Raw genomic sequence first — 19,291 nt, 5'->3', positions numbered from 1 at the left:
AGGAGATTGTCGTTCATTCGCCTTGGCTCGGACTCGGTGAGGTCATTCCGCCGCATCCTGGTGGACGACGGCGCGGGCCGCCTCCTCTACCGGTGTCTGCCGCGCCGGGCGATAGGTTGTCGCCAGCAGAATGGCGAGCGCCAGTACCTCGGTGCCGGCTCCCACCCAGCCGACGGCCTGGACCGAATAGCGCTCGACCACCACGGCGCCGATGGCCGCGCCCGCCGCAGTGCCGAGATAGATGGCCGATGCGTTCAGGGCCAGCAGGACCGAGGCCAGGCGCTGGTCGATGGCAAGCAGGCGCACCTGCTGCACAGCCGGGAAAGCCCAGCCGAAAACGCCCCACAGCACCAGCACCAGCCCTGCCCCGATCCAGCCGGCCAGTCCCGGCAGGAACGCCGGGATCAGCGGAAGAGCACCGAAACTCACCACCAGCACCGCCAGGACGATGGTGAGGAAGCGCCGATGGTTCCAGCGATCGGCCGCATATCCACCCACTGTATTGCCGGCAGCCCCCGCCAGGCCCGCCAGGATCAGGAAGCCGGCGACCGCTTCCGGCGAGGCGCCCAACACGGCTTCGAGATAGGCCCCAATGAAGGTGTAGACGCCGAATGCGCCGGCCAGGACTACGACCGTCAGGCCGATGACCTCGAGCACGTCCGAACGACGCGCGACGGCAAGACGATCGGCGAGGCCGGGCGCCGGAGGCCCCGACACCGCCGGCAGCTTCAGGGCGATGCCGGCCAGTACCAGCAGGCTCATGGCGGCAACCATGACGAATGTCGCCCGCCAACCCAGATGCGCCGCAATGGCGGTTCCCAGGGGCACGCCGATCACCAGCGCCACGGTCATGCCGGTATAGATGAAGGACAAGGCTCGTCCGCGTTTGGCCGGCTCGACCGACACAGCCCCATAGGCAAAGGCGGCCGGCATGAAGGTTCCGGCCGATAGCGCCAGGATGATACGGCACGCCGCCAGGGTGAGAAAGCCGGTGGCGAAGGCCGCCGCCAGATTGGCGAGGCTAAACACGGCCATGGCCGTTATCAGGAGAGTGCGACGCTCCCAGCGCGCCGTCATCACTGCGATAAGCGGCGAGCCGATCGCATAGGCGAGCGCAAAAATGGTGACGAGGTGACCAGCATGGGCGACGGGGATGCCGAGATCTTCGGCGATGCGCGGCAGGATGCCGGCAATCATCAAGCCTTCGCTGCCGATGGCGAAGGCACCTAGTGCAAGCCAGGTCAGGGTCCGATACATGGCGAGTCCATAAGTTCAATAATTATTGAACTTATGGACTCTTCTCCACGCCTGTCAATGAATTCAATGACTCTTGAACTAATGGACCTCAGGCGATATGTCCCAGTCATGGCCAAGACGATCTTTCACCCGGAAACCGATCAGATCGAGTTGACGACGGTTCTGGAAGCGCTCAGCGATCCCATTCGCCGTGACATCATTCTCGGCCTCTTCGAGGAGGGCGAGCAGAATTGCTCCGCCTTCAATGGCCTGAGTTCCAAGACCAATCTGACCTATCATTATGTGCGCCTGCGCGAGGCCGGCCTGACGCGCACGCGTTTGATGGGCACGTATCGCCTGATCACGCTCCGCGCCGACGACATCGAATCGCGCTTCCCCGGCCTGCTCGCGCCAATCCTGGCTGCCGCACGGGCTGAACGCCTTCAGCGGCAGGCCGAAGGCTTGTCCGGTGCCTTATCCTCCGCGAAGGCAGTAGCCCCGGAGGCCGGGCGTGAAGATGGGGCTTGAAATCGCCGCCTTTCCGTGAATCGTGGCGGCCATGATTGCCAAGACCTCGATCCTCAAGACTTCGATCCTCAAGACTTCGATCCTCCTGCTGGCAGGCGCTCTCGTGGCCATGCCGGCGGTCGCGCAGACGCCCCCGAGTTCCGAAGCCGCTCCCGCGGCGGCGCCGCAGGCGCCTGCCCAGCCTGCGCCACCGGCCGCGGCCGAGGAACCCGCCGTCACGCGCAAGGTCGAACTCTCCGCCAGCTTCGCCGAGAAGGGGGCGCCGATTCCATCGGGCCTGAAATGGCGGGTATACCGCCTCGGCAAGGGTGAGGCCGATGCGGTCAAGATGGCTGAATCCGACGATCCGGCTCCCGAATTCTCGCTGGCGCCCGGGCGCTATGTCGTTCATGCCGCCTATGGACTTGCCGCCGCGACCAAGGAGATCGAGGTCGACAAGGCGTCCGTGCGGCAGGGGCTGGTGATCAAGGCGGGCGGCCTGCAGGTCGAGGCTTCGGTGCTCGACAAGCCGATCCCGCCCGAGCAATTGACCGCTCGCGTCATGGTGATCCAGCCGACCGGGGAGCGCCGGCTCATCGCCGAGGGCGTTCCGGCCACCAGCATTCTGCGCCTGCCCGAGGGACGCTATTTCGTCGAATGCACCTATGGCGAGTCCAACGCCACCGTCTCCGCCGAACTATCGATCGGTACCGGCAAGCTGACGCAGGCCACCTTCCACCAAATGGCGGCGACGCTGACGCTCAAGCTGGTGAGCCAGGCCGGCGGCGAGGCGATCGCCAACACGGCCTGGTCGGTGCTGACGCCAGGCGGCGACGTCATCCGCGAATCCATCGGCGCCTTTCCTTCCCTGATCCTGGCGGAAGGCAACTACACCGTCGTCGCCCGCCATGAGGGCCGGGTCTATACGCGCGAGTTCGACGTCAAGGCCGGCCATGACGGCGACGTCGAGGTGATCGCCCGCTAAACTGGGACCGATAGTGGCCCGGAGGGCCGATCGGCAACTTGGTCGAGCAATTCTGTTGCCATTTGATCACAGTTGCATGCACTTTTGCCAATCGCGGCCCTCACCCCGAATTCGGTGCGCAATCCTGCCGCAATGCGCCTCTATCGCCCCAATTCATTGGAGCAACCGCTCCTCAGATTTGCTGGCTCATAGCTGCCATTGGTACACGGCACTGGATATTCGGGGTTGAAATGATACTGACGCGACGCATACTTCTTCTGGGTGCACCACTTTTTCTTGCAAGTTGCGCAACGAGAAGCGGCCAGAGAAATGCCAATTTGCAGCAGGCCGCCTATACACCTGATCCTTACTATGTGTCCCTCTACGGAGGCATCGAGGATGATCGTTTTCCCGTCCAGCCTGTGAACCTAGCCAAGGTGCCGCCGAAATATTGGCGCCGTGAGGTCCCCTATGAGACCGCCGAGCAGCCCGGAACCATCGTCGTCGATCCCAACCAGCGTTTCCTCTATCTCGTCCAGGAAAACGGCCGGGCGATCCGCTATGGCGTCGGCGTCGGCAAGACCGAGGCGTTCAATTTCCAGGGCGAGGCCACCATCTCCCGCAAGGCCGAATGGCCACGCTGGACCCCGACGCCCGACATGATCCGCCGCGATCCCGAGTTGAACGAACCCTATCGCAACGGCATGCCCGGCGGGGTCGAGAACCCGCTCGGTGCCCGCGCGCTCTATCTCTACCGCGACGGCCGCGACACACTCTATCGCCTGCACGGCACCACCAATCCGGCCACCATCGGCACCAAGGTGTCCTCGGGCTGCGTCCGCCTGATGAACCAGGACATCATCGACCTCTATAACCGCGTGCCTACCGGCACCAAGGTCATCGTGCTGCCTTCGGCGCCGGCTCCGGAAGAAGCCCCCCTGCCCGACATGGTCTGAGATTTGCGGGTGCGTGCGGCATCACGGCACGCGCCCGCAGTCCTCAACGGCTCTATACTCCGCCTCATCGCTCCGTTCTGCCGAGATCCTGCCGGAGCGCGTGGAGCATCGTTTCCATGGATACCATCGCCGTCGATCCCGATGCGGGCCTCGCCCGCCTTCTTCCCGGTGCCCAATTCGCCGACGCCTATGCGCTGGACATGGCCCCGCCGAAACTCGACGCAAGGCGAGCCGCTGAGCGTATCATGGCCCGCTCGCCGCGCTGGATCGCCACCCTTCTGGCTCTCAGGAACCTCGTCGTCGCTCCCTTCGGCCTGCACACCCGCCCGCCATCCTCACCGTCAGGCCTGGGTGTCCTCGGCATCTTTCCCGTCCTCAGCCAGACGCCGGACCGACTGGTCGCCGGCTTCGACGACAGCCATCTCGACTTTCGGGTGGTCGTCGACATATCCAGGATCTCGGAGCGTCAGCGCGTCACACTGACCACGCTCGTCCTCACCCATAATCGTCTCGGGCGCGCCTATCTTGCCGCCGTGCTGCCTTTCCACCGGGTGATCGTGCGCGCCATGCTGCGGCAGGCATGCGAGGCCTGATCGCGGGTGCTTGCCTCAGGAAGCCAGCAGGACGGGCACGCCCTTATGCTTGGCCTTCTCCTCCGGCTCGACATGGATGGTCACCCGAGCGCCTTCGATCTCCTGCCGGAGCGCGAGTTCGATGCGGTCGCAGATGGCGTGCGACTCGGTCACCGACATCGAGCCCTGCACCACCAGGTGGAAATCGACGAAGACGACACTGCCAACCTGGCGGGTCCTGACATCATGCGCCTCCTGGGCGCCTTCGCTGTGGGTGGCGATGATCTTGGCGATCTGGTCGAGGATCTCGGGGGGCGCGGAGGCATCCATCAGGCTGGATACGGAATCGCGGATCATCACCCAGCCCGACCACAGAATATTGACGGCGACGATCGCCGCCAGGATCGGGTCGAGAATGAGCCAGCCCGTCACGGCGACGAGGGCAACGCCGATCAGGACGCCGCCGGACGACCAGACGTCGGTCATCACATGCCGGCCATCGGCGACGAGGGCGGGCGAGCGCCACGCCCGGCCCCAGCGCAGCAGCGTCACCGCCCAGCCGAGATTGATCGCGGTCGCCACAGCATTCACCGCCAGGCCCAGCACCGGTGTTTCCAACGGCTTGGGGGCGAGAATGCCGTCATAGGCCTTGACCAGGATCAGGATCGCCGCCAGCACGATCAGCACGCCCTCGATCACGGCGGAGAAATATTCGGCCTTGTGGTGACCATAGGGATGGCCGCCATCCGCAGGCTTGGAGGCCACGCGCAGGGCGATGAAAGCTGCGCCAGCCGCAACCACGTTGATGATGCTCTCCAGGGCATCCGAATAGAGCGCCAGCGAGCCCGTCAGCCAATAGGCGCCGAATTTGAGCGCGAGGACGACAAGGCCGACGCCGGCACTGGCAAGGGCGGCTTTCTGGGCGCGGTTCATGATGGTTCCCGGTTCATGCGCACGGCCTTCGCAAAGGCCTCCGCTAAAGGCAGCTCCCTACTCCGATGAGCTGCCGTAAGGCCAGAGCAAATAGTATAGCCTGGGCTATCGCTGCTGCGACCGCTGCTGAACCATCCCGAACGGCAAGGTTTTTCGGCCTGATCAGGGCATCGACTTGCGCGCCAGGACATAGAGCCAGTCGGTCGGCTTGTTGTCATAACCGCCGCCCTTGGCGGCCTCGATCCCGACGCTCTCCCAGGGGCCGGGCCGATAGGTCTGCTCAAGCCAGTCGGCCGAGGGATAATTGTAATAGCGGTCGAACTGATCTCTGCCCTCCGCTTTGCCAGCCTTGAAGCTGGCGTGGAAAACCCCGCCGGGCTTCAAGGCCCGGTGGATCCTGCCAATGATCGCGGACAGGTTCGCACGCGGCACATGGAGCAGGCAGGCATTGGCCCAGACGCCGTCATAGGCTTCACGCGCCTCGATATCCTCGAACAGCAGGACATCGACCAGCCGGCCTAGCCGCACGGCTGCCGCATGCGCAATTTCCCGCGTGCCATCAGTCGGCGTGACGTCGAAGCCGCGCGCCAGCATGTATTCGCTGTCCTGTCCAGCGCCACAGCCAAGTTCCAAGACGGATCCGCCCGGAGCGACATGAGACAGAAACTGATCCAGGCGATGTTTCTGTGCCACTTGTCCCCGCGTGGTATAGGCACTCGCCTGTTCAGCATAGAAAGCGATCGTCACATCATCTTTGGCAGGCATCTACGTTTCCTGTTTCACTTCCTCGCGCCCGGCGCGATAACGCGAATGCTTCGGCCCTTCTGCCGAATCAGGTCCCTCGCGATATTTCACAATTAATAGACGGAAAATAACATGGCAGGAAACGCGGAAGCCAGCTCTGCTGGGGGCTCCAGCACCCAGACAGCGCCGGGTGGAATCGGCCGCATCGTTCTGGCGAGCCTGGTGGGCACCACGATCGAGTTCTACGATTTCTACATCTACGGAACGGCCGCCGCCCTGGTGATCGGGCAGACCTTCTTTCCGTCGACCGCGCCCGGTTCGCAGGCACTCAACGCCTTCCTCACCTTCGGTATCGCCTTCCTGGCCCGCCCCATCGGCTCCATCCTGTTCGGCCATTTCGGCGATCGCATCGGCCGCAAATCGACGCTGGTGGCGTCCATGCTGGTGATGGGTCTGTCGACCACGCTGATCGGCGCGCTGCCGACCTATGAACAGGCCGGCTTCCTGGCCCCCTTGCTGCTGTGCATCCTGCGTTTCGGCCAGGGCATCGGTCTTGGCGGCGAATGGGGCGGTGCGGCCCTGCTCGCGACCGAGAACGCTCCCCCGGGGCGACGCTCCTGGTTCGGCATGTTCCCCCAGCTCGGGCCTCCGATCGGCTTCTTCATGGCCAATGGCCTGTTCCTCGTCCTGCTGATGTTCCTCGACGAAGCGAGCTTCCTCTCCTGGGGCTGGCGCATTCCCTTCCTGATCAGCGCCGCGCTGGTGGCCATCGGCCTCTATCTGCGCGTCTCCATCAGCGAAACGCCGGAATTCCGCGAAGCCATGGCCCGCAACGAGCGCGTCGAGGTGCCCTTGCTCGAAGTGCTCAGGGACCATTGGGTACCGCTGATCCAGGGCTCTCTCGCCATCGTGGTGTGCTACGCCCTGTTCTACATCTCCACCGTCTTTGCCCTGGGCTATGGCGTCAACACGCTGCATATTTCGCGCAGCGACTTTCTCGGCCTGCTCTGCGTCGCCGTCATCTTCATGGCGATTGCCACGCCGATCTCCGCCGCGCTTTCCGACCGCTTCGGCGCACGTCCCGTCCTGTTGATCTCCAGTGCCCTGGCGGCCTTGTCGGGCTTGTGCCTGCCCGTCCTGCTCGGCAGCGGCAATAGCTTCGAGGTCCTCGCCTTCCTGTCGCTTTCGCTCGCCCTGATGGGGCTGACCTTTGCGCCGCTCGGAGCCCTGCTTCCCGACCTCTTCCCCACCAAGGTGCGCTACACCGGCGCCTCCAGTGCCTATAATCTCGGCGGCATCCTGGGTGCCTCGCTCGCGCCCTATCTGGCTCAGATCCTGCTGCAGAAGGGCGGCCTGCCCTGGGTCGGCTATTATGTCAGCGTTGCGGCGGTCATCAGCTTCATGGCCGTGTTCAGCATGAAGCGGGGCGGCTGAAAATTTGCGAATAAGCAACCAAATGGTTGCATAAGACGGCGCGATCTGACATATATGCGCAACCAGGAGGTTGCAATTATGTCAGATCGTATTGAAAAGACCATCGAGCTGAACGCGCCCATCGACCGTGTATGGCAGGCCCTGACCAATCACGAGGAATTCGGCACATGGTTCCGGGTCAAGCTGGACGGGCCTTTTGTGCCCGGCCAGATCTCGCGCGGCCATATCACCTATCCCGGCTATGAACATGTCGTCTGGGAAGCCAAGGTCGTCAACATGGACGAGCCCCGCCTGTTCTCGTTCACTTGGCATCCCTATGCCGTCGATCCGGACGTCGACTATTCAAACGAGAAGCCGACACTGGTGGAATTTCATCTGCGCCCGGAGGGGACGGGAACCCATCTCAGCGTGACTGAATCCGGCTTCGGCGCCATTCCCGCCCACCGCCGTGCCGAAGCCTTCCGCATGAATGACGGCGGCTGGGCCGAACAGATGAAAAACATCAAGGCCCATATCGGCGGCTGATCATGTCGACAGCTGACCTTGCCACCCCATCGAACCCCGCCGCCATCTTCGCGGCATTGGGAGATCCGACCCGTCTGTCGCTGCTCAAAAGACTGAGCAGCGGCCAGACCCAGTCGATTGCCAGGCTGTCCCTTGACACGAGCCTGACACGCCAGGCGATCACCAAGCACCTGCATGTGCTCGAAATGGCCGGGCTTGTTTCGAGCCTGCGTATCGGGCGCGAGACCCAGTTCGCCTATCGGCCCGAGCCCATCGTCGCGGCGCAGGCCTATCTTGAGGAAGTTGCCGTTCAATGGGACGACGCACTCGGGCGCCTCAAGGCGCTGGTGGAAAAGTGACGGTCGCTGGTTGCCCGGCCAATGGCCACTACTCCGCTATCACCAGCCGCGCCGGCCCGCCCTCTTCGCTCTTCACCACGCGGTAGAAGCAGGAATGGCGGCCGGTGTGGCAACAGCCGCCATCACCGCCGACTTCCACGCGCATGATCAGGGCGTCCTGATCGCAATCGGTACGCAACTCCACCACACGCTGCAACTGACCGGAAGTCTCGCCCTTGCGCCAGAGAGCCTGGCGCGAGCGTGACCAGTACCAGGCCTCGCCAGTCTCCAGGGTGCGGCCCAGAGACTCCGCATTCATATGCGCGACCATCAGCACCTCGCCATGCTCGGCGCCGAGCGTCACCACAGTGATCAGGCCGTCGCGGTCGAATTTCGGCGTGAAGACGAGGCCCTCCTCAAGGGAGGCCTTGTCGCCGGGCGGGGGAAACGAGGTGCTCATGGTTCTACTCTGGGGACAGATGTGGACTAGGCTTGGATCCTGGAAGATCCTGGGCCCTCGATCCAGGGCCCTAAAAGATGAAGTCCGTATGGATGAACTTCGACTTGTGGCTGCGCGTGATCTCGTCAAGCAATTTCTTGCTGGGCTCGGTCTGCTTGGCGGCGATCATCGAGCGGATCGAGAAGGAACGCAGCGCGTCGGTGACCGACAGCGTCCCCTCGGCCGAATCCTTGCGGCCGGTGAACGGGAAGACATCCGGCCCGCGCTGGCACTGGCAGTTGATGTTGACCCGGCAGACCTGGTTCACCAGCGGATCCACCAGGGTGCCGATGTCATCCGCGCTGGTGGAAAAGATGCTGACCTGCTGGCCATGCTCGGAGGTGATGACATAATCGAGCGCCGTCTCGATGTCGTCAAAGGGCATCACCGGCACGATCGGCCCGAACTGCTCCTCGCGATAGAGCTTCATGCCTTCGGCGACAGGATAGACCACGGCCGGCCGGAACAACGTTGCCACCTCATCCCCGCCGCCGGCATTGACCACCCTGGCGCCCTTGGCCACGGCGTCCTCGACGCAGGCCATCATGTACTCGGCTTTGGCCCTGTCAGGCAGTGGCGTGATGCTGACGCCCTTGTCCCAGGGCATACCGATCTTGAGCTTGGCAAGCTCCTCGGTGAAGCGTTCCAGGAAACGATCGACGATGGAACGGTGCACGATCAGCATCTTCAGCGCCGTGCAGCGCTGGCCGTTGAAGGACAGCGCACCCGCAAGGCATTCCTTCACTGCCAGTTCCAAGTCGGCATCGGCCAGGACGATCGCGGCATTCTTGGCATCAAGGCCGAGAATTGCGCGCAGCCGGTTGGCCTTGGGATGCAGCTTCTTGAGGTGATCGGCAACCTTGCTGGAGCCGATCAGGGTAAGCGCATTCACCTTCCCCGATTCCAGCAGATGCGGCACGATTTCCGCGCCCTTGCCGTAGACGAAGTTGACCACGCCGGGCGGGAAAGCACTGCGGAAAGCTTCCAGCAACGGCTCGAACAGAAGGACGCCGAAGCGCGGCGGCTTGAACACCAGCGTGTTGCCCATGATCAGGGCCGGGATCAGCGTGGCAAAGGTCTCGTTCAGAGGGTAATTGTAGGGCCCCATGCACAAGACGACGCCAAGGGGCGTGCGGCGGATCTGGCCGATGGTGCCTTCGACGATCTGGAAACGTGAATTCTCATTATCGAGGTTGCGCACGGCATCGACAGTGGCGCGCATATAGTCGACGGTGCGATCGAATTCCTTCTCGGCATCCGGCAATGACTTGGCGATCTCCCACATGATCAGGCGCACGATCTCACTGCGGCGCGCCACCATCTGGCGGATGAAATCCAGCATGCAGGTGATGCGATCGGCGACCCGCATCGTCGGCCAGGCGCCGCGGCCATTGTCATAAGCGCCGACCGCGGCGGCCAGTGCGGCATCGGCTTCCGGGATGCCGCCGACCGGAATCGAGCCGAGGGTGACCGGCAGCAACCGTCCTTCCCCATCGCGCAGGTGAATGGGCGAGATCACGCTCTGCTTCTCGCCGGTCCATGCCAGCAATTGTCCGTTCACCAGCACGCGATCCTGGTGGATCTCGCCTGGAAGACGGAACTCGGCAGGAATATCCCCGGCCTGCGGGAACAGAAGTCTTGAGCTCAGTCGACTGCGGCATCATCGCTTCTCCTTCGAGACATGGCTGCCCCATCCCCTGCACTATCCATGCCACACGCGTTCCAGCGTGCAGCACAACTCATAAAGGGAATAAGACGCTCGACCGCAGAACTGCGCCGCCGTGACGAGCAGCCCAGGCAGCCAGTTGTCGCTCAGCGTGCCTTGTAGGCGCGCTGTACCAGGGACAGGAAGTGCATCTGCTGCTGCGGCTCAGACTTGAAGACGCCGGTGAAGCCAGTTGTCACCGTGGAAACGCCCTGCTTCTGGATGCCGCGCATGGCCATGCACATATGCTCGGCTTCCAGCATCACGGCCAGTCCCCGCGGCTTGAGGCGTTCCTCGATGGCCTGGGTGACGTTGGCGGTCAGATGCTCCTGCGTCTGCAGGCGGCGGGCATAAATCTCGACCACGCGTGCGAGCTTGGACAGGCCGACCACGCCGCCGCTGGGATAATAGGCGATATGGGCGTGGCCCATGATCGGCACGATATGGTGTTCGCAATGCGAATAGAAGGGGATGTCCCGTACCAGCACCATGTCATCATAGCCGCCGACTTCCTCGAAGACGGTGTCGAGTTCTTCGCCGGCATCGTGCTCATAGCCCTTGAACATCTCGCGCCAAGCCTTAACCACCCGCTTGGGCGTGTCGATCAGGCCTTCGCGATCCGGATCGTCACCGGCCCACTGGATCAGCGTCCGCACGGCGGCTTCGGCCTCCTTGCGTGACGGGCGAGGCATAGGGGCGCGGGCGACGTCATCTCGTTCCAGTTTGGCCGCAGGCTTATCCACCAGTGCATCCATCAACAGCTACTCCCACCGCCAAGGCAGATTGCTCACAATCGGCCTTGCGGGTTTAGATCATACCGGTCTGGAGAGCACCCCTCCCCAACCGACCCATTCATGCCTATATAGGTGAGAGCGAAGCGCATACAATCAAGCGTCCACCCATGCTCGACGATGTCTATAATAAACGTATCCTCGAATTGGCAGCCAATATTCCGCGTATCGGCCATCTGCCGCGCGCAGATGCCGCAGCCACCGCCCATTCCAAATTATGCGGTTCCACCGTCTCGGTGGAGCTGGCGGTAGAAGGCGGCAAGGTCGCTGATTTCGCCCATATCGTGAAGGCCTGCGCCCTCGGACAGGCCTCCTCCTCCATCATGGCCCGCAACATCATCGGTGCAAGCGGTGATGAATTGCGGCAGGCGCGCGAGACCATGCGCCGCATGCTCAAGGAGAATGGCCCGCCTCCGGAGGGCCGTTTCGCCGAGGCTGCCGTGCTGGAACCGGTGCGTGATTTCAAGGCCCGCCACGCCTCTACCTTGCTCACTTTCGACGCCGTCGTCTCGGCCTTCGACAGTATCGAGGCCAAGAGCAAAGCGGCGGAATAGCGCAGTTTCCCGGGATCGCAGGCGTCCTCGCCTGCTCTTGGAAAACGCCGCGTTTGCGTAAAAGAAAGGTGCAGGCGAGAACGCCCGCTGCCACAGGGCTTACCCTGCCCCTTGCGAATTGTGACGGAAAAGCCCCATTCTGCTCTTGAACTTGCCGGTTTTTCCGGAAATGAGCATCGCGTTTAGGTAAGGACGGGGGCGCCCATGTTGAAACTAATCCTGCGGCGAAACGTCAAGTCGGGGCTGATCGGCGGCAAGAAGTTCGAGGTTCATAACCGCATCGAGACGGACAAGGATCTCACCGCCTTGTTCAAGGGTTATCCCGACGAACTCGTACTCGCCTATAAGTCGATCTGGGCCGACCGCAGCCTGTCGCTCAAGCGCAGCGAATTCCTGCGCGGGACCAAGTTTACCGTCACTTCCCTCAACGAGCTCATCGAACTGGAGGAAAGGCTGCAATCGGCCTTCGACCAGGTCCGGCGCATGATCGAGATCGTCGAGACCTTCCAGACCGATATCGCCCTCGAACTTTGATTCCGCTTCCGGCTGGAGGCCGTCACCCCTGTCGCATCTCGTCATGACCTGGCCTCGCACTGCCGCACATCTCGTCATCAGGACCTACCAGGTCACGCTGTCGGCTCTGATCGGGCGGCAATGCCGCTATTTCCCGAGCTGCTCGGAATATGCGGACGAGGCGATCGAGCGCCACGGCGTATGGGCGGGCGGCTGGATGGGGGTGTTCCGCATCTGCCGCTGCCATCCCTGGGGCAGCTCGGGCCTCGATCCCGTGCCGGAACGATTGCCCGCCGACACGAGCTGGTATAGACCGTGGCGCTATGGCCGCCGGCGGCCTTTTACCTGCGACGAGGGCCAGTAAGCCCTCTTTATCACCTGAAATCGCTTACCTGCTTGGTTGGCAGGAGTGAGCCCGGAGACACATATGCCTGTTTTGACTTTCCCCGATGGCAATCAGCGTTCCTACGATGCCGGCGTGACCGGCAAGGCCGTTGCCGAGGGCATCTCCAAATCGCTGGCCAAGAAATCCATCGCCATGAAGCTCGACGGGGTACTGACCGACCTCGCCGAGGAGATCGGCGCGGATGCCCGCATCGAGATCGTCACCCGCGAGAGCCCGGAAGCGCTGGAGCTGATCCGCCACGATGCCGCGCATGTCATGGCCGAGGCCGTGCAGTCGCTCTGGCCCGACACCCAGGTCACCATCGGCCCGGTGATCGAGAACGGCTTCTATTACGACTTCTACCGCGCCGAGCCCTTCTCTTCGGAGGATTTCCCGGAGATCGAAGCGAAGATGCGCGAAATCATCGCGCGCAACGCGCCCTTCACCCGCGAAATCTGGAGCCGTGACAAGGCCAAGCAGGTCTTCGCCGACAAGGGCGAGAAGTTCAAGGTCGAGCTGGTCGAGGCCATCCCCGCCGACCAGGATTTGAAGATCTACTACCAGGACAACTGGTTCGATCTTTGCCGCGGCCCGCATATGGTCTCGACCGGCCAGATCGGCACCGCCTTCAAGCTGATGAAGGTGGCCGGCGCCTATTGGCGCGGCGACAGCAACAATCCGATGCTGACCCGCATCTATGCCACCGCCTGGCGCAACCAGGAGGAGCTCGACCTCTATCTCAAGCAGATCGAGGAAGCCGAAAAGCGCGACCATCGCCGCCTGGGCCGAGAGATGGACCTGTTCCATTTCCAGGAGGAAGGCCCTGGCGTGGTATTCTGGCACGGCAAGGGCTGGACAATATTCCAGGAGCTGATCGCCTATATGCGCCGGCGCCTGAAGGCCGACTACAAGGAGGTCAACGCGCCCCAGCTGCTCGACAAACATCTGTGGGAAATCTCCGGCCATTGGGGCTGGTATCGCGAAAACATGTTCATGGCGAAGTCGGCCGGCGACGAGACCGAGGACGAGCGCGTCTTCGCCATCAAGCCGATGAACTGCCCGGGGCACCTGCTGATCTTCAAGCACGGCCTGAAGTCCTATCGCGACCTGCCCATGCGCCTGGCCGAATTCGGCGCGGTGCACCGCTATGAGCCCTCGGGTGCCCTGCACGGCCTGATGCGCGTGCGCGGCTTCACCCAGGACGATGCCCATATCTTCTGCACCGACGAGCAGATGGCTGCCGAATGCCTGAAGATCAATGATCTCATCCTGTCGACATATGCCGATTTCGGCTTCAGCGAGATTACGATCAAGCTCTCCACCCGGCCGGAGAAGCGCGTCGGTTCGGACGAATTGTGGGACCGAGCCGAAGACGTGATGATGAAGGTGCTCGACACCATCCAGGCGCAGTCGAACCAGATCAAGACCGGCATCAATCCCGGCGAAGGCGCCTTCTACGGGCCGAAATTCGAATACACCCTGAAGGACGCCATCGGCCGCGAATGGCAGTGCGGCACCACGCAGGTCGATTTCAACCTGCCGGAGCGCTTCGGCGCCTTCTTCGTGGATTCGGACGGTGAGAAGAAGACACCGGTGATGATCCACCGCGCCATCTGCGGCTCGATGGAGCGCTTCCTCGGCATCCTGATCGAGAACCATGCCGGGCATTTCCCGCTCTGGCTGGCTCCCGAACAGGTAATGGTGTGCACCATCACCTCGGACGCCGACGACTATGCCCAGGAAGTCGTCGCTGCCTTGCGGGCGGCGGGACTACGCGCGGAAATCGACCTGCGCAACGAGAAGATCAACTACAAGGTGCGCGAGCATTCCCTCGCCAAGACCCCGGTGATCTTCGCCCTCGGCAAGAAGGAAGGGGCTGAACGCACCGTCTCGATCCGCCGTCTCGGCTCGCAGGCCCAGTCGGTCCTGCCGCTCGAGGAAGCGATCACTGAACTGGTCAAGGAAGCGACCCCGCCGGATCTGCGGCGCTAAATCGGAGGGACACTCCCTCCCTTGTGCAATGGGCGTCGGCCTGCGGGCCGGCGCCTCGAAACAGGCCCTGCCGTGAGCAAGCTCTTCTTCACCGCCGATACTCATTTCGGCCACGAATCGATCATCCGCCTGTGCAAGCGCCCCTTCGAAACCGTCGAGGCGATGGATGAGACCTTGATCGCACGCTGGAACGACAAGGTCGCGCCCAACGACGTGGTCTATCACATCGGCGATTTCAGCTTTCGCGCGGGCAAACCAGCCGAGACCTATCTGGAACGCCTCAACGGCCAGATCCATCTCATCCTCGGCAACCACGACGATCCGACCAAGCTGGAATCGACCGGGCGCTTGCGTTCGATAGCCGAGATCAGGGAGATACGCGGGAAGGGCCAGACTATCGTGATGTGCCATTATCCGATGCGGGAATGGCCGGGAGCCTGGCGCGGGGCCTGGCATCTGTTCGGGCATGTGCACGGCCGCCTCGACAACGAGCCCTTCGGCTACAGCCTCGATGTCGGCGTGGACAGCCATGATTACGCCCCCCTCGCAGTGGAGGAAGTGGCCACGCTGATGGCCGGGCGTCAGCAGATTTTCGGCACCTGACGTCTGAAGGACGGCAGCGGAGGCCGTTCTGCAGTCAGTGCTCTATCCTACTCCGCGGCAACCCTGGCCACGGGTTCGTTCCGCACAGCCAGCCCCGCCAGCACCATATCGAAGATCTTGTCGACATAGGCCGCATCGGGCGGTGTCACGGTGGTATGGAACCGCTGGAAGATGGGAGACATGATCAGATCCAGTACCATATCTGGATCGACATCGTCCCGGATCTGCTTCTTATGCATAGCTGAGATCACGAAAGCCCTGGCGATCTCCTGGCGGCGTTTCATGACGATCTCGCTGAATCGTTCTCGGAACGGACGTTCGAACTGCGCCTCGGCCAGGAGGGCCCTGGAGGCGCCCTCCATCATCGGGTTGCTGAGATATTCAGCCAGACGGCGTACATAGTTGCGGAAATTCACCATGGGTTCGCCGCCTGCAACCATGGGTGGCAGCACTTCGGTGCAGCGGGCAAGATAGGCATCGAGCAGGAGATCGGCCTTGCTGTCATACCAGCGATAGATGGTCTGCTTGCCTACCCCGGCAAGGGCAGCGATGCGTTCGACCGAAATGTCGCGATAGGGAGCGCGTTCAAGCAATTCGGCCGCTGCATGCAAAATCGCCTGATGCGTTTCCATGCAGCGCGGTCTTCCGACGGGTCGTGCCGCCTGCTGCGCAATGGCCACCGACAACTCCTTCAAATGTCAAGAATATAATCTAGACGTAATGTCTCATATATATACGCTTCTGTGCTTGTTTACAATCAACCAGACCTTGTATGGCCACCCTATCTCCCGTGGCGGCGGGCGGAAATCGACAGAGCAGCAGCTCGAGACTAAGCGCCGGCCGCCGCCCATTGAGGAGGGATAAGCGACAGCTCACCGCTCACGAAAATTTCAATACGCCCCGTATTATATCTCTTGCATTAGGAGACGATCCGTCTTATAAACAACCCCATGGAAGGGATGGCAATCATTTTTCTGGATTGCGGCTCCTCCGAGACTGAGTGTTCAAGCGTATCGTCAGTTCAGTAACGATTGTTAGTACGTAAGTGTAGATGAAGGCGTGTTTGCGCTTTTCGATATTGCATAGTTTGATTTCTTTTCGGGCGCCGCACCTCCCCAACAGGTGCGGCGCTTTATTTTTGTCACCTAGCAATCGCCCCGGTGATGACGAACAATATTATCGAGCCGCTGGCGGTAACTATGTACGGCCACCCTTTCGCCCCCCGCCGCATCCCCTGAAAACTCGTCATCGCCTATCCTGAAAGAAAACGCGCCGGGCCATATTTAGCCGCATAAGGACTTAGGGCGAGATTCGGGGCTTCGGAACATCACAAGGTAGCCCGCAAAGGGCCCACCCATTCCCGGGCAGCAATGCGACCGCCGGCACGACGGGGAGCGCGCCCTTCGAAACTCAATGAATTCGCGCCAATAAATATAATGGTAGGTCCAAATCCAAAAGGGTGCCACAAAAGTCAACAGGGAATATTTTGGCGTTTCGACGCTGTATTTGCATTTTTCTTGTCTAATATTGACGAAGATGTCGATGCAATTTTTGATGATATCATTCCCTCTGCTTAATTGATCCAGCACTCATGCGTTAAGTGATCGATATTCTGGCGACATCAAAACGAAAATCTTGTGGTTGCAGGCATAAATTAGTCCCTCCGCGCAGTCATGGCATGCCGTCGTTTCTCTCAATCCATCTCCCACGGCAGACGTGCGGCAATCACCGGAGAGTTAATATGAACACGCGCTCTTTCGTCGCTGTTACAGCCATCGTCGCGACGATTTTTGGATGTGGTTACGCAGCGAATTCTCTTCGAGACGCTGCAGCAGATGGCCTCAGATTGAAGATGGAGAGAGTTCAATACCTTACGGACACATCGACAATGAGACTTTCCAGCAACAATCTCACAAAAGCAAAAGAATGCGCCGCCCCTCACAGAGAAATTGATAACTCTACTGTAGAATGTAAATAAAAATTACACGTACTTGAATAATATTTAACCAAAATAAAATGTAATTACATCTATCTATATAATAAAAATCGGAAAAATTCGATTAACACCATTATTTTCAAATATGGAGGTCCATATGCAAAGGCATCCGGCCAAATTACGCCACTCAGACACGCCTGAACACCGAGATATCACCGTCGCCTGCAGTCCCTACTACCGCATGCGGGCTGATATACAACGACACCTGAAATCCTCGCGCGCGCTTCCCAATGGACACGTTGAGGGCAATGAAATCAATATCGTAGAAGCGTGGCGAAAAGCAAATAATCTCAGCCAGGAGGAACTTTCGCACAAAGCACATGTATCTATCGAGGAAATTGTCGACATCGAGACCGGGAAATTCAACTCGCCGATGATCACTTACATAAAAATCGCCAAAGTACTTAGAGTTCACATTTCTATGATACTGGGGTCGAGCAGGACTATTATTTCCTAAGAGGAGATGGATGCCACGCACGCCTCCGCGGCGCTCGCCACCGATATGGCCGGATGCATCACGTGACCGAGCAATCACTGACGCGTGGACGGCATATTCTGGCGAACCGAAGGCCCATGCCGGTGTTGCTGGTTGCATCCTGGGGTGTATGAGCGATCCTGAACCGCTGTATCTCGACTTGCTTTGAGCAGCCGAGGGGCCGGATGGACCCGTGTCGAGACCGCAGTTACGAGACTCGCGGATCTAAATCTCATTGGAGAGACGCTCGGCATTCGCGACATCCGTATCGCCGTCGAGCCAATGTTACATCAGCCTTCGCGACGATGAAAATCCACTCCGTATGGGTTGCGCGCCAAAGACGGACACCTTGCCGAGCATCCGATACGCTGCGGTGGAGAGCGCTTTTTCAGCTATGCTCGCAACCAAGTTCCGCAGTGCCTTGTCCGCTTCATCCGCAAATAGCGGAAGAACCGGCACCAGGGGACAGCAGGCGAGGATCCTCGCCTGCCAATCGAGGCAAATCGTCGACCCGCGCAACACCCCGGCTCTTTTGCGGCGGCACTGGCTCGACCAGCGACCAACCAAAATCCCTCAGATCGAGCCGGCGATGCATCATAAGGCTCCTAACCAGTGCCCTGAATCACCACTTGCTTCCCTGCCCCTAGCAAGCAGTTTTAGGAGTTTACGGCTCAGACGACACCTTGTAGATTTGTGACATGGCGCTCAAACGGATGGACAACGTAGGAATCGTCGTCGATGACCTCGAAGGGACGATCGATTTTTTTCGCGAGCTCGGCCTCGAGCTCGAAGGACGTGCCACGATCGAAGGAGAATGGGCGGGACGTGTCACTGGGCTAGGCGATCAGCGCGTCGAGATTGCCATGATGCGCACGCCGGACGGTCACAGCCGGATCGAGCTATCCCGCTTCCTCTCGCCGCCTGTCATCGCCGATCACCTCAACGCGCCGGTTAACGCTCTAGGCTACCTCCGCGCCATGTTCACCGTCGACGACATCGACGAGACGCTCGAACGGCTCCGCAATAGCGGCGCGCAACTCGTAGGTGAGGTCGTCCAGTATAAAGACGCGTATCGGCTCTGCTACATCCGCAGGCCTGGGGGGCTTCTGATCGGACTCGCCCAGGAACTCGGCCCCGCACAATAAGGCGACAATGACGAGGAGTGACGCGGCCCGATCCGCCGTCATCGCCGGTGCCCAATAGCTGGCTTTGAAACCCTGGCGACTTTCCAGGCAACTGTCACGAGCGACTGGCCCGTGGCGCTCACCATGAAAGCGATGCCAGAGCGTCAAGCTTTAGAACAAAACCACTCCACCAGCCTGCGACGGCACGGCCCAAACAATTGAAACCCAAGGGAAGTGGGAAGGTGGTGCCGGTTGCGGGACTTGAACTCGCGACCTACCGCTTACAAGGCGGTTGCTCTACCAGCTGAGCTAAACCGGCGTCGGTTTTGGGGTAGCAATTCGAGCCCCTTCGCGCAAGTTTCCTGTGCAATGAAAGTTGGTGTAATATTTGTTACGCTCCCTGTGGCGATGGCGCGTTCCGATTGTTGCGATCCAACAGTAACCGGTTGGTGGGGAACTCAGAGCC

At 61.0% G+C, this 19,291-nt stretch carries 21 protein-coding genes and 1 tRNA gene; 14 read left to right on the top strand and 8 right to left on the bottom strand.

All coding sequences use genetic code 11. The annotated features are described in order from the left end of the window. Window positions 1-42: 42 nt before the first annotated feature. Entirely contained in the window at window positions 43-1,257 is a 1,215-nt protein-coding gene (locus tag ACR9ZN_RS33310; RefSeq protein ID WP_454813491.1) for an MFS transporter, read from the bottom strand. A gap of 108 nt (window positions 1,258-1,365) precedes the next feature. Here ACR9ZN_RS33310 and ACR9ZN_RS33305 point away from each other — a divergent pair, with 108 nt between their 5' ends. The 4 genes from ACR9ZN_RS33305 to ACR9ZN_RS33290 all read left to right on the top strand — a co-directional run bounded on the left by ACR9ZN_RS33305 (window position 1,366) and on the right by ACR9ZN_RS33290 (window position 4,256). Then, a complete protein-coding gene (locus tag ACR9ZN_RS33305) occupies window positions 1,366-1,764 on the top strand; it encodes a transcriptional regulator (protein ID WP_434955871.1) in 399 nt (132 codons plus the stop codon). Between the two features lie 31 nt (window positions 1,765-1,795). Beyond that, window positions 1,796-2,728, top strand: coding sequence for a hypothetical protein (locus ACR9ZN_RS33300; protein ID WP_481274229.1), 933 nt, complete (start codon window positions 1,796-1,798; stop codon window positions 2,726-2,728). 230 nt (window positions 2,729-2,958) lie between these two features. Further along, window positions 2,959-3,663, top strand: a complete 705-nt coding sequence (locus ACR9ZN_RS33295; RefSeq protein WP_441772625.1) for a L,D-transpeptidase — start codon at window positions 2,959-2,961, stop codon at window positions 3,661-3,663. 116 nt (window positions 3,664-3,779) lie between these two features. Further along, the gene (locus tag ACR9ZN_RS33290; protein WP_481274228.1) at window positions 3,780-4,256 is read left to right on the top strand and encodes a DUF2867 domain-containing protein; all 477 of its coding nucleotides are present in this window, start codon (window positions 3,780-3,782) and stop codon (window positions 4,254-4,256) included. 15 nt (window positions 4,257-4,271) lie between these two features. Here the strand turns inward: ACR9ZN_RS33290 and ACR9ZN_RS33285 are convergent, their stop codons facing one another. After that, window positions 4,272-5,168 carry a cation diffusion facilitator family transporter gene (locus ACR9ZN_RS33285; RefSeq protein WP_434955867.1) on the bottom strand — a complete coding sequence of 299 codons (897 nt, stop codon included), beginning with the start codon at window positions 5,166-5,168 and terminating at the stop codon, window positions 4,272-4,274. A gap of 162 nt (window positions 5,169-5,330) precedes the next feature. Then, window positions 5,331-5,933 (bottom strand): class I SAM-dependent methyltransferase, encoded by a 603-nt coding sequence (locus ACR9ZN_RS33280; RefSeq protein WP_481274227.1) that lies wholly within the window; start codon window positions 5,931-5,933, stop codon window positions 5,331-5,333. A 111-nt stretch (window positions 5,934-6,044) separates the two neighbouring features. On the opposite strand from ACR9ZN_RS33280, the gene ACR9ZN_RS33275 reads away from it, so the two are divergent. From ACR9ZN_RS33275 to ACR9ZN_RS33265, 3 genes are all read left to right on the top strand, one after another. Continuing rightward, window positions 6,045-7,346, top strand: coding sequence for an MFS transporter (locus tag ACR9ZN_RS33275; protein ID WP_454813480.1), 1,302 nt, complete (start codon window positions 6,045-6,047; stop codon window positions 7,344-7,346). 78 nt (window positions 7,347-7,424) lie between these two features. Next, the gene (locus ACR9ZN_RS33270; RefSeq protein ID WP_441772627.1) at window positions 7,425-7,871 is read left to right on the top strand and encodes an SRPBCC family protein; all 447 of its coding nucleotides are present in this window, start codon (window positions 7,425-7,427) and stop codon (window positions 7,869-7,871) included. A gap of 2 nt (window positions 7,872-7,873) precedes the next feature. Continuing rightward, window positions 7,874-8,209: an ArsR/SmtB family transcription factor gene (locus ACR9ZN_RS33265; RefSeq protein ID WP_454813479.1), complete on the top strand. Its 336-nt coding sequence runs from the start codon at window positions 7,874-7,876 to the stop codon at window positions 8,207-8,209. Window positions 8,210-8,237: 28 nt separating this feature from the next. Here the strand turns inward: ACR9ZN_RS33265 and hisI are convergent, their stop codons facing one another. From hisI to folE, 3 genes are all read right to left on the bottom strand, one after another. Continuing rightward, window positions 8,238-8,648: a phosphoribosyl-AMP cyclohydrolase gene (gene hisI, locus ACR9ZN_RS33260; protein WP_454813478.1), complete on the bottom strand. Its 411-nt coding sequence runs from the start codon at window positions 8,646-8,648 to the stop codon at window positions 8,238-8,240. 70 nt (window positions 8,649-8,718) lie between these two features. Beyond that, the gene (locus ACR9ZN_RS33255) at window positions 8,719-10,248 is read right to left on the bottom strand and encodes an NADP-dependent glyceraldehyde-3-phosphate dehydrogenase (RefSeq protein ID WP_481274226.1); all 1,530 of its coding nucleotides are present in this window, start codon (window positions 10,246-10,248) and stop codon (window positions 8,719-8,721) included. Window positions 10,249-10,499: 251 nt separating this feature from the next. Continuing rightward, window positions 10,500-11,147: a GTP cyclohydrolase I FolE gene (gene folE, locus ACR9ZN_RS33250; protein ID WP_434955860.1), complete on the bottom strand. Its 648-nt coding sequence runs from the start codon at window positions 11,145-11,147 to the stop codon at window positions 10,500-10,502. Window positions 11,148-11,293: 146 nt separating this feature from the next. On the opposite strand from folE, the gene ACR9ZN_RS33245 reads away from it, so the two are divergent. The 5 genes from ACR9ZN_RS33245 (at window position 11,294) to ACR9ZN_RS33225 (ending at window position 15,230) form a co-directional block, all read left to right on the top strand. Continuing rightward, window positions 11,294-11,737, top strand: coding sequence for an iron-sulfur cluster assembly scaffold protein (locus tag ACR9ZN_RS33245; RefSeq protein ID WP_441772631.1), 444 nt, complete (start codon window positions 11,294-11,296; stop codon window positions 11,735-11,737). Window positions 11,738-11,941: 204 nt separating this feature from the next. After that, window positions 11,942-12,271 carry a hypothetical protein gene (locus ACR9ZN_RS33240; protein ID WP_481274225.1) on the top strand — a complete coding sequence of 110 codons (330 nt, stop codon included), beginning with the start codon at window positions 11,942-11,944 and terminating at the stop codon, window positions 12,269-12,271. Between the two features lie 43 nt (window positions 12,272-12,314). Then, window positions 12,315-12,614: a membrane protein insertion efficiency factor YidD gene (gene yidD, locus ACR9ZN_RS33235; protein WP_441772633.1), complete on the top strand. Its 300-nt coding sequence runs from the start codon at window positions 12,315-12,317 to the stop codon at window positions 12,612-12,614. Between the two features lie 63 nt (window positions 12,615-12,677). Next, window positions 12,678-14,627, top strand: coding sequence for a threonine--tRNA ligase (thrS, locus tag ACR9ZN_RS33230; protein WP_481274224.1), 1,950 nt, complete (start codon window positions 12,678-12,680; stop codon window positions 14,625-14,627). Between the two features lie 72 nt (window positions 14,628-14,699). Then, window positions 14,700-15,230, top strand: coding sequence for a metallophosphoesterase (locus tag ACR9ZN_RS33225; RefSeq protein WP_481274223.1), 531 nt, complete (start codon window positions 14,700-14,702; stop codon window positions 15,228-15,230). Window positions 15,231-15,277: 47 nt separating this feature from the next. Here ACR9ZN_RS33225 and ACR9ZN_RS33220 read toward each other — a convergent pair whose 3' ends face one another. Beyond that, window positions 15,278-15,862: a TetR/AcrR family transcriptional regulator gene (locus ACR9ZN_RS33220; RefSeq protein WP_434955855.1), complete on the bottom strand. Its 585-nt coding sequence runs from the start codon at window positions 15,860-15,862 to the stop codon at window positions 15,278-15,280. 1,461 nt (window positions 15,863-17,323) lie between these two features. Between ACR9ZN_RS33220 and ACR9ZN_RS33215 the strand changes: the two genes are divergently transcribed. Together ACR9ZN_RS33215 and ACR9ZN_RS33210 are read left to right on the top strand one after the other, a co-directional pair. Further along, the gene (locus tag ACR9ZN_RS33215; protein ID WP_441772636.1) at window positions 17,324-17,683 is read left to right on the top strand and encodes a helix-turn-helix transcriptional regulator; all 360 of its coding nucleotides are present in this window, start codon (window positions 17,324-17,326) and stop codon (window positions 17,681-17,683) included. A 716-nt stretch (window positions 17,684-18,399) separates the two neighbouring features. Beyond that, window positions 18,400-18,846, top strand: coding sequence for a VOC family protein (locus tag ACR9ZN_RS33210; RefSeq protein WP_481274222.1), 447 nt, complete (start codon window positions 18,400-18,402; stop codon window positions 18,844-18,846). 222 nt (window positions 18,847-19,068) lie between these two features. Here ACR9ZN_RS33210 and ACR9ZN_RS33205 read toward each other — a convergent pair. After that, window positions 19,069-19,144: transfer RNA gene (locus ACR9ZN_RS33205), tRNA-Thr, on the bottom strand. Window positions 19,145-19,291 lie beyond the last annotated feature (147 nt).

The sequence above is a fragment of the Labrys sp. HAY1-8F genome, from assembly GCF_056754975.1.
This window is presented reverse-complemented; position numbering and strand designations above follow the sequence as displayed.

Bases quoted from the DNA above. Each gene is read 5' to 3' on its own strand.
- ACR9ZN_RS33240 (WP_481274225.1), top strand. From the start codon at position 11,942: ATGTTGAAACTAATCCTGCGGCGAAACGTCAAGTCGGGGCTGATCGGC.
- ACR9ZN_RS33215 (WP_441772636.1), top strand. From the start codon at position 17,324: ATGCAAAGGCATCCGGCCAAATTACGCCACTCAGACACGCCTGAACAC.
- ACR9ZN_RS33245 (WP_441772631.1), top strand. From the start codon at position 11,294: ATGCTCGACGATGTCTATAATAAACGTATCCTCGAATTGGCAGCCAAT.
- ACR9ZN_RS33295 (WP_441772625.1), top strand. From the start codon at position 2,959: ATGATACTGACGCGACGCATACTTCTTCTGGGTGCACCACTTTTTCTT.
- folE (WP_434955860.1), bottom strand. From the start codon at position 11,147: ATGGATGCACTGGTGGATAAGCCTGCGGCCAAACTGGAACGAGATGAC.
- ACR9ZN_RS33280 (WP_481274227.1), bottom strand. From the start codon at position 5,933: ATGCCTGCCAAAGATGATGTGACGATCGCTTTCTATGCTGAACAGGCG.
- ACR9ZN_RS33210 (WP_481274222.1), top strand. From the start codon at position 18,400: ATGGCGCTCAAACGGATGGACAACGTAGGAATCGTCGTCGATGACCTC.
- yidD (WP_441772633.1), top strand. From the start codon at position 12,315: ATGACCTGGCCTCGCACTGCCGCACATCTCGTCATCAGGACCTACCAG.
- ACR9ZN_RS33270 (WP_441772627.1), top strand. From the start codon at position 7,425: ATGTCAGATCGTATTGAAAAGACCATCGAGCTGAACGCGCCCATCGAC.
- ACR9ZN_RS33285 (WP_434955867.1), bottom strand. From the start codon at position 5,168: ATGAACCGCGCCCAGAAAGCCGCCCTTGCCAGTGCCGGCGTCGGCCTT.
- ACR9ZN_RS33290 (WP_481274228.1), top strand. From the start codon at position 3,780: ATGGATACCATCGCCGTCGATCCCGATGCGGGCCTCGCCCGCCTTCTT.
- ACR9ZN_RS33300 (WP_481274229.1), top strand. From the start codon at position 1,796: ATGATTGCCAAGACCTCGATCCTCAAGACTTCGATCCTCAAGACTTCG.
- ACR9ZN_RS33275 (WP_454813480.1), top strand. From the start codon at position 6,045: ATGGCAGGAAACGCGGAAGCCAGCTCTGCTGGGGGCTCCAGCACCCAG.
- hisI (WP_454813478.1), bottom strand. From the start codon at position 8,648: ATGAGCACCTCGTTTCCCCCGCCCGGCGACAAGGCCTCCCTTGAGGAG.
- ACR9ZN_RS33220 (WP_434955855.1), bottom strand. From the start codon at position 15,862: ATGGAAACGCATCAGGCGATTTTGCATGCAGCGGCCGAATTGCTTGAA.
- ACR9ZN_RS33310 (WP_454813491.1), bottom strand. From the start codon at position 1,257: ATGTATCGGACCCTGACCTGGCTTGCACTAGGTGCCTTCGCCATCGGC.
- ACR9ZN_RS33265 (WP_454813479.1), top strand. From the start codon at position 7,874: ATGTCGACAGCTGACCTTGCCACCCCATCGAACCCCGCCGCCATCTTC.
- thrS (WP_481274224.1), top strand. From the start codon at position 12,678: ATGCCTGTTTTGACTTTCCCCGATGGCAATCAGCGTTCCTACGATGCC.
- ACR9ZN_RS33305 (WP_434955871.1), top strand. From the start codon at position 1,366: ATGGCCAAGACGATCTTTCACCCGGAAACCGATCAGATCGAGTTGACG.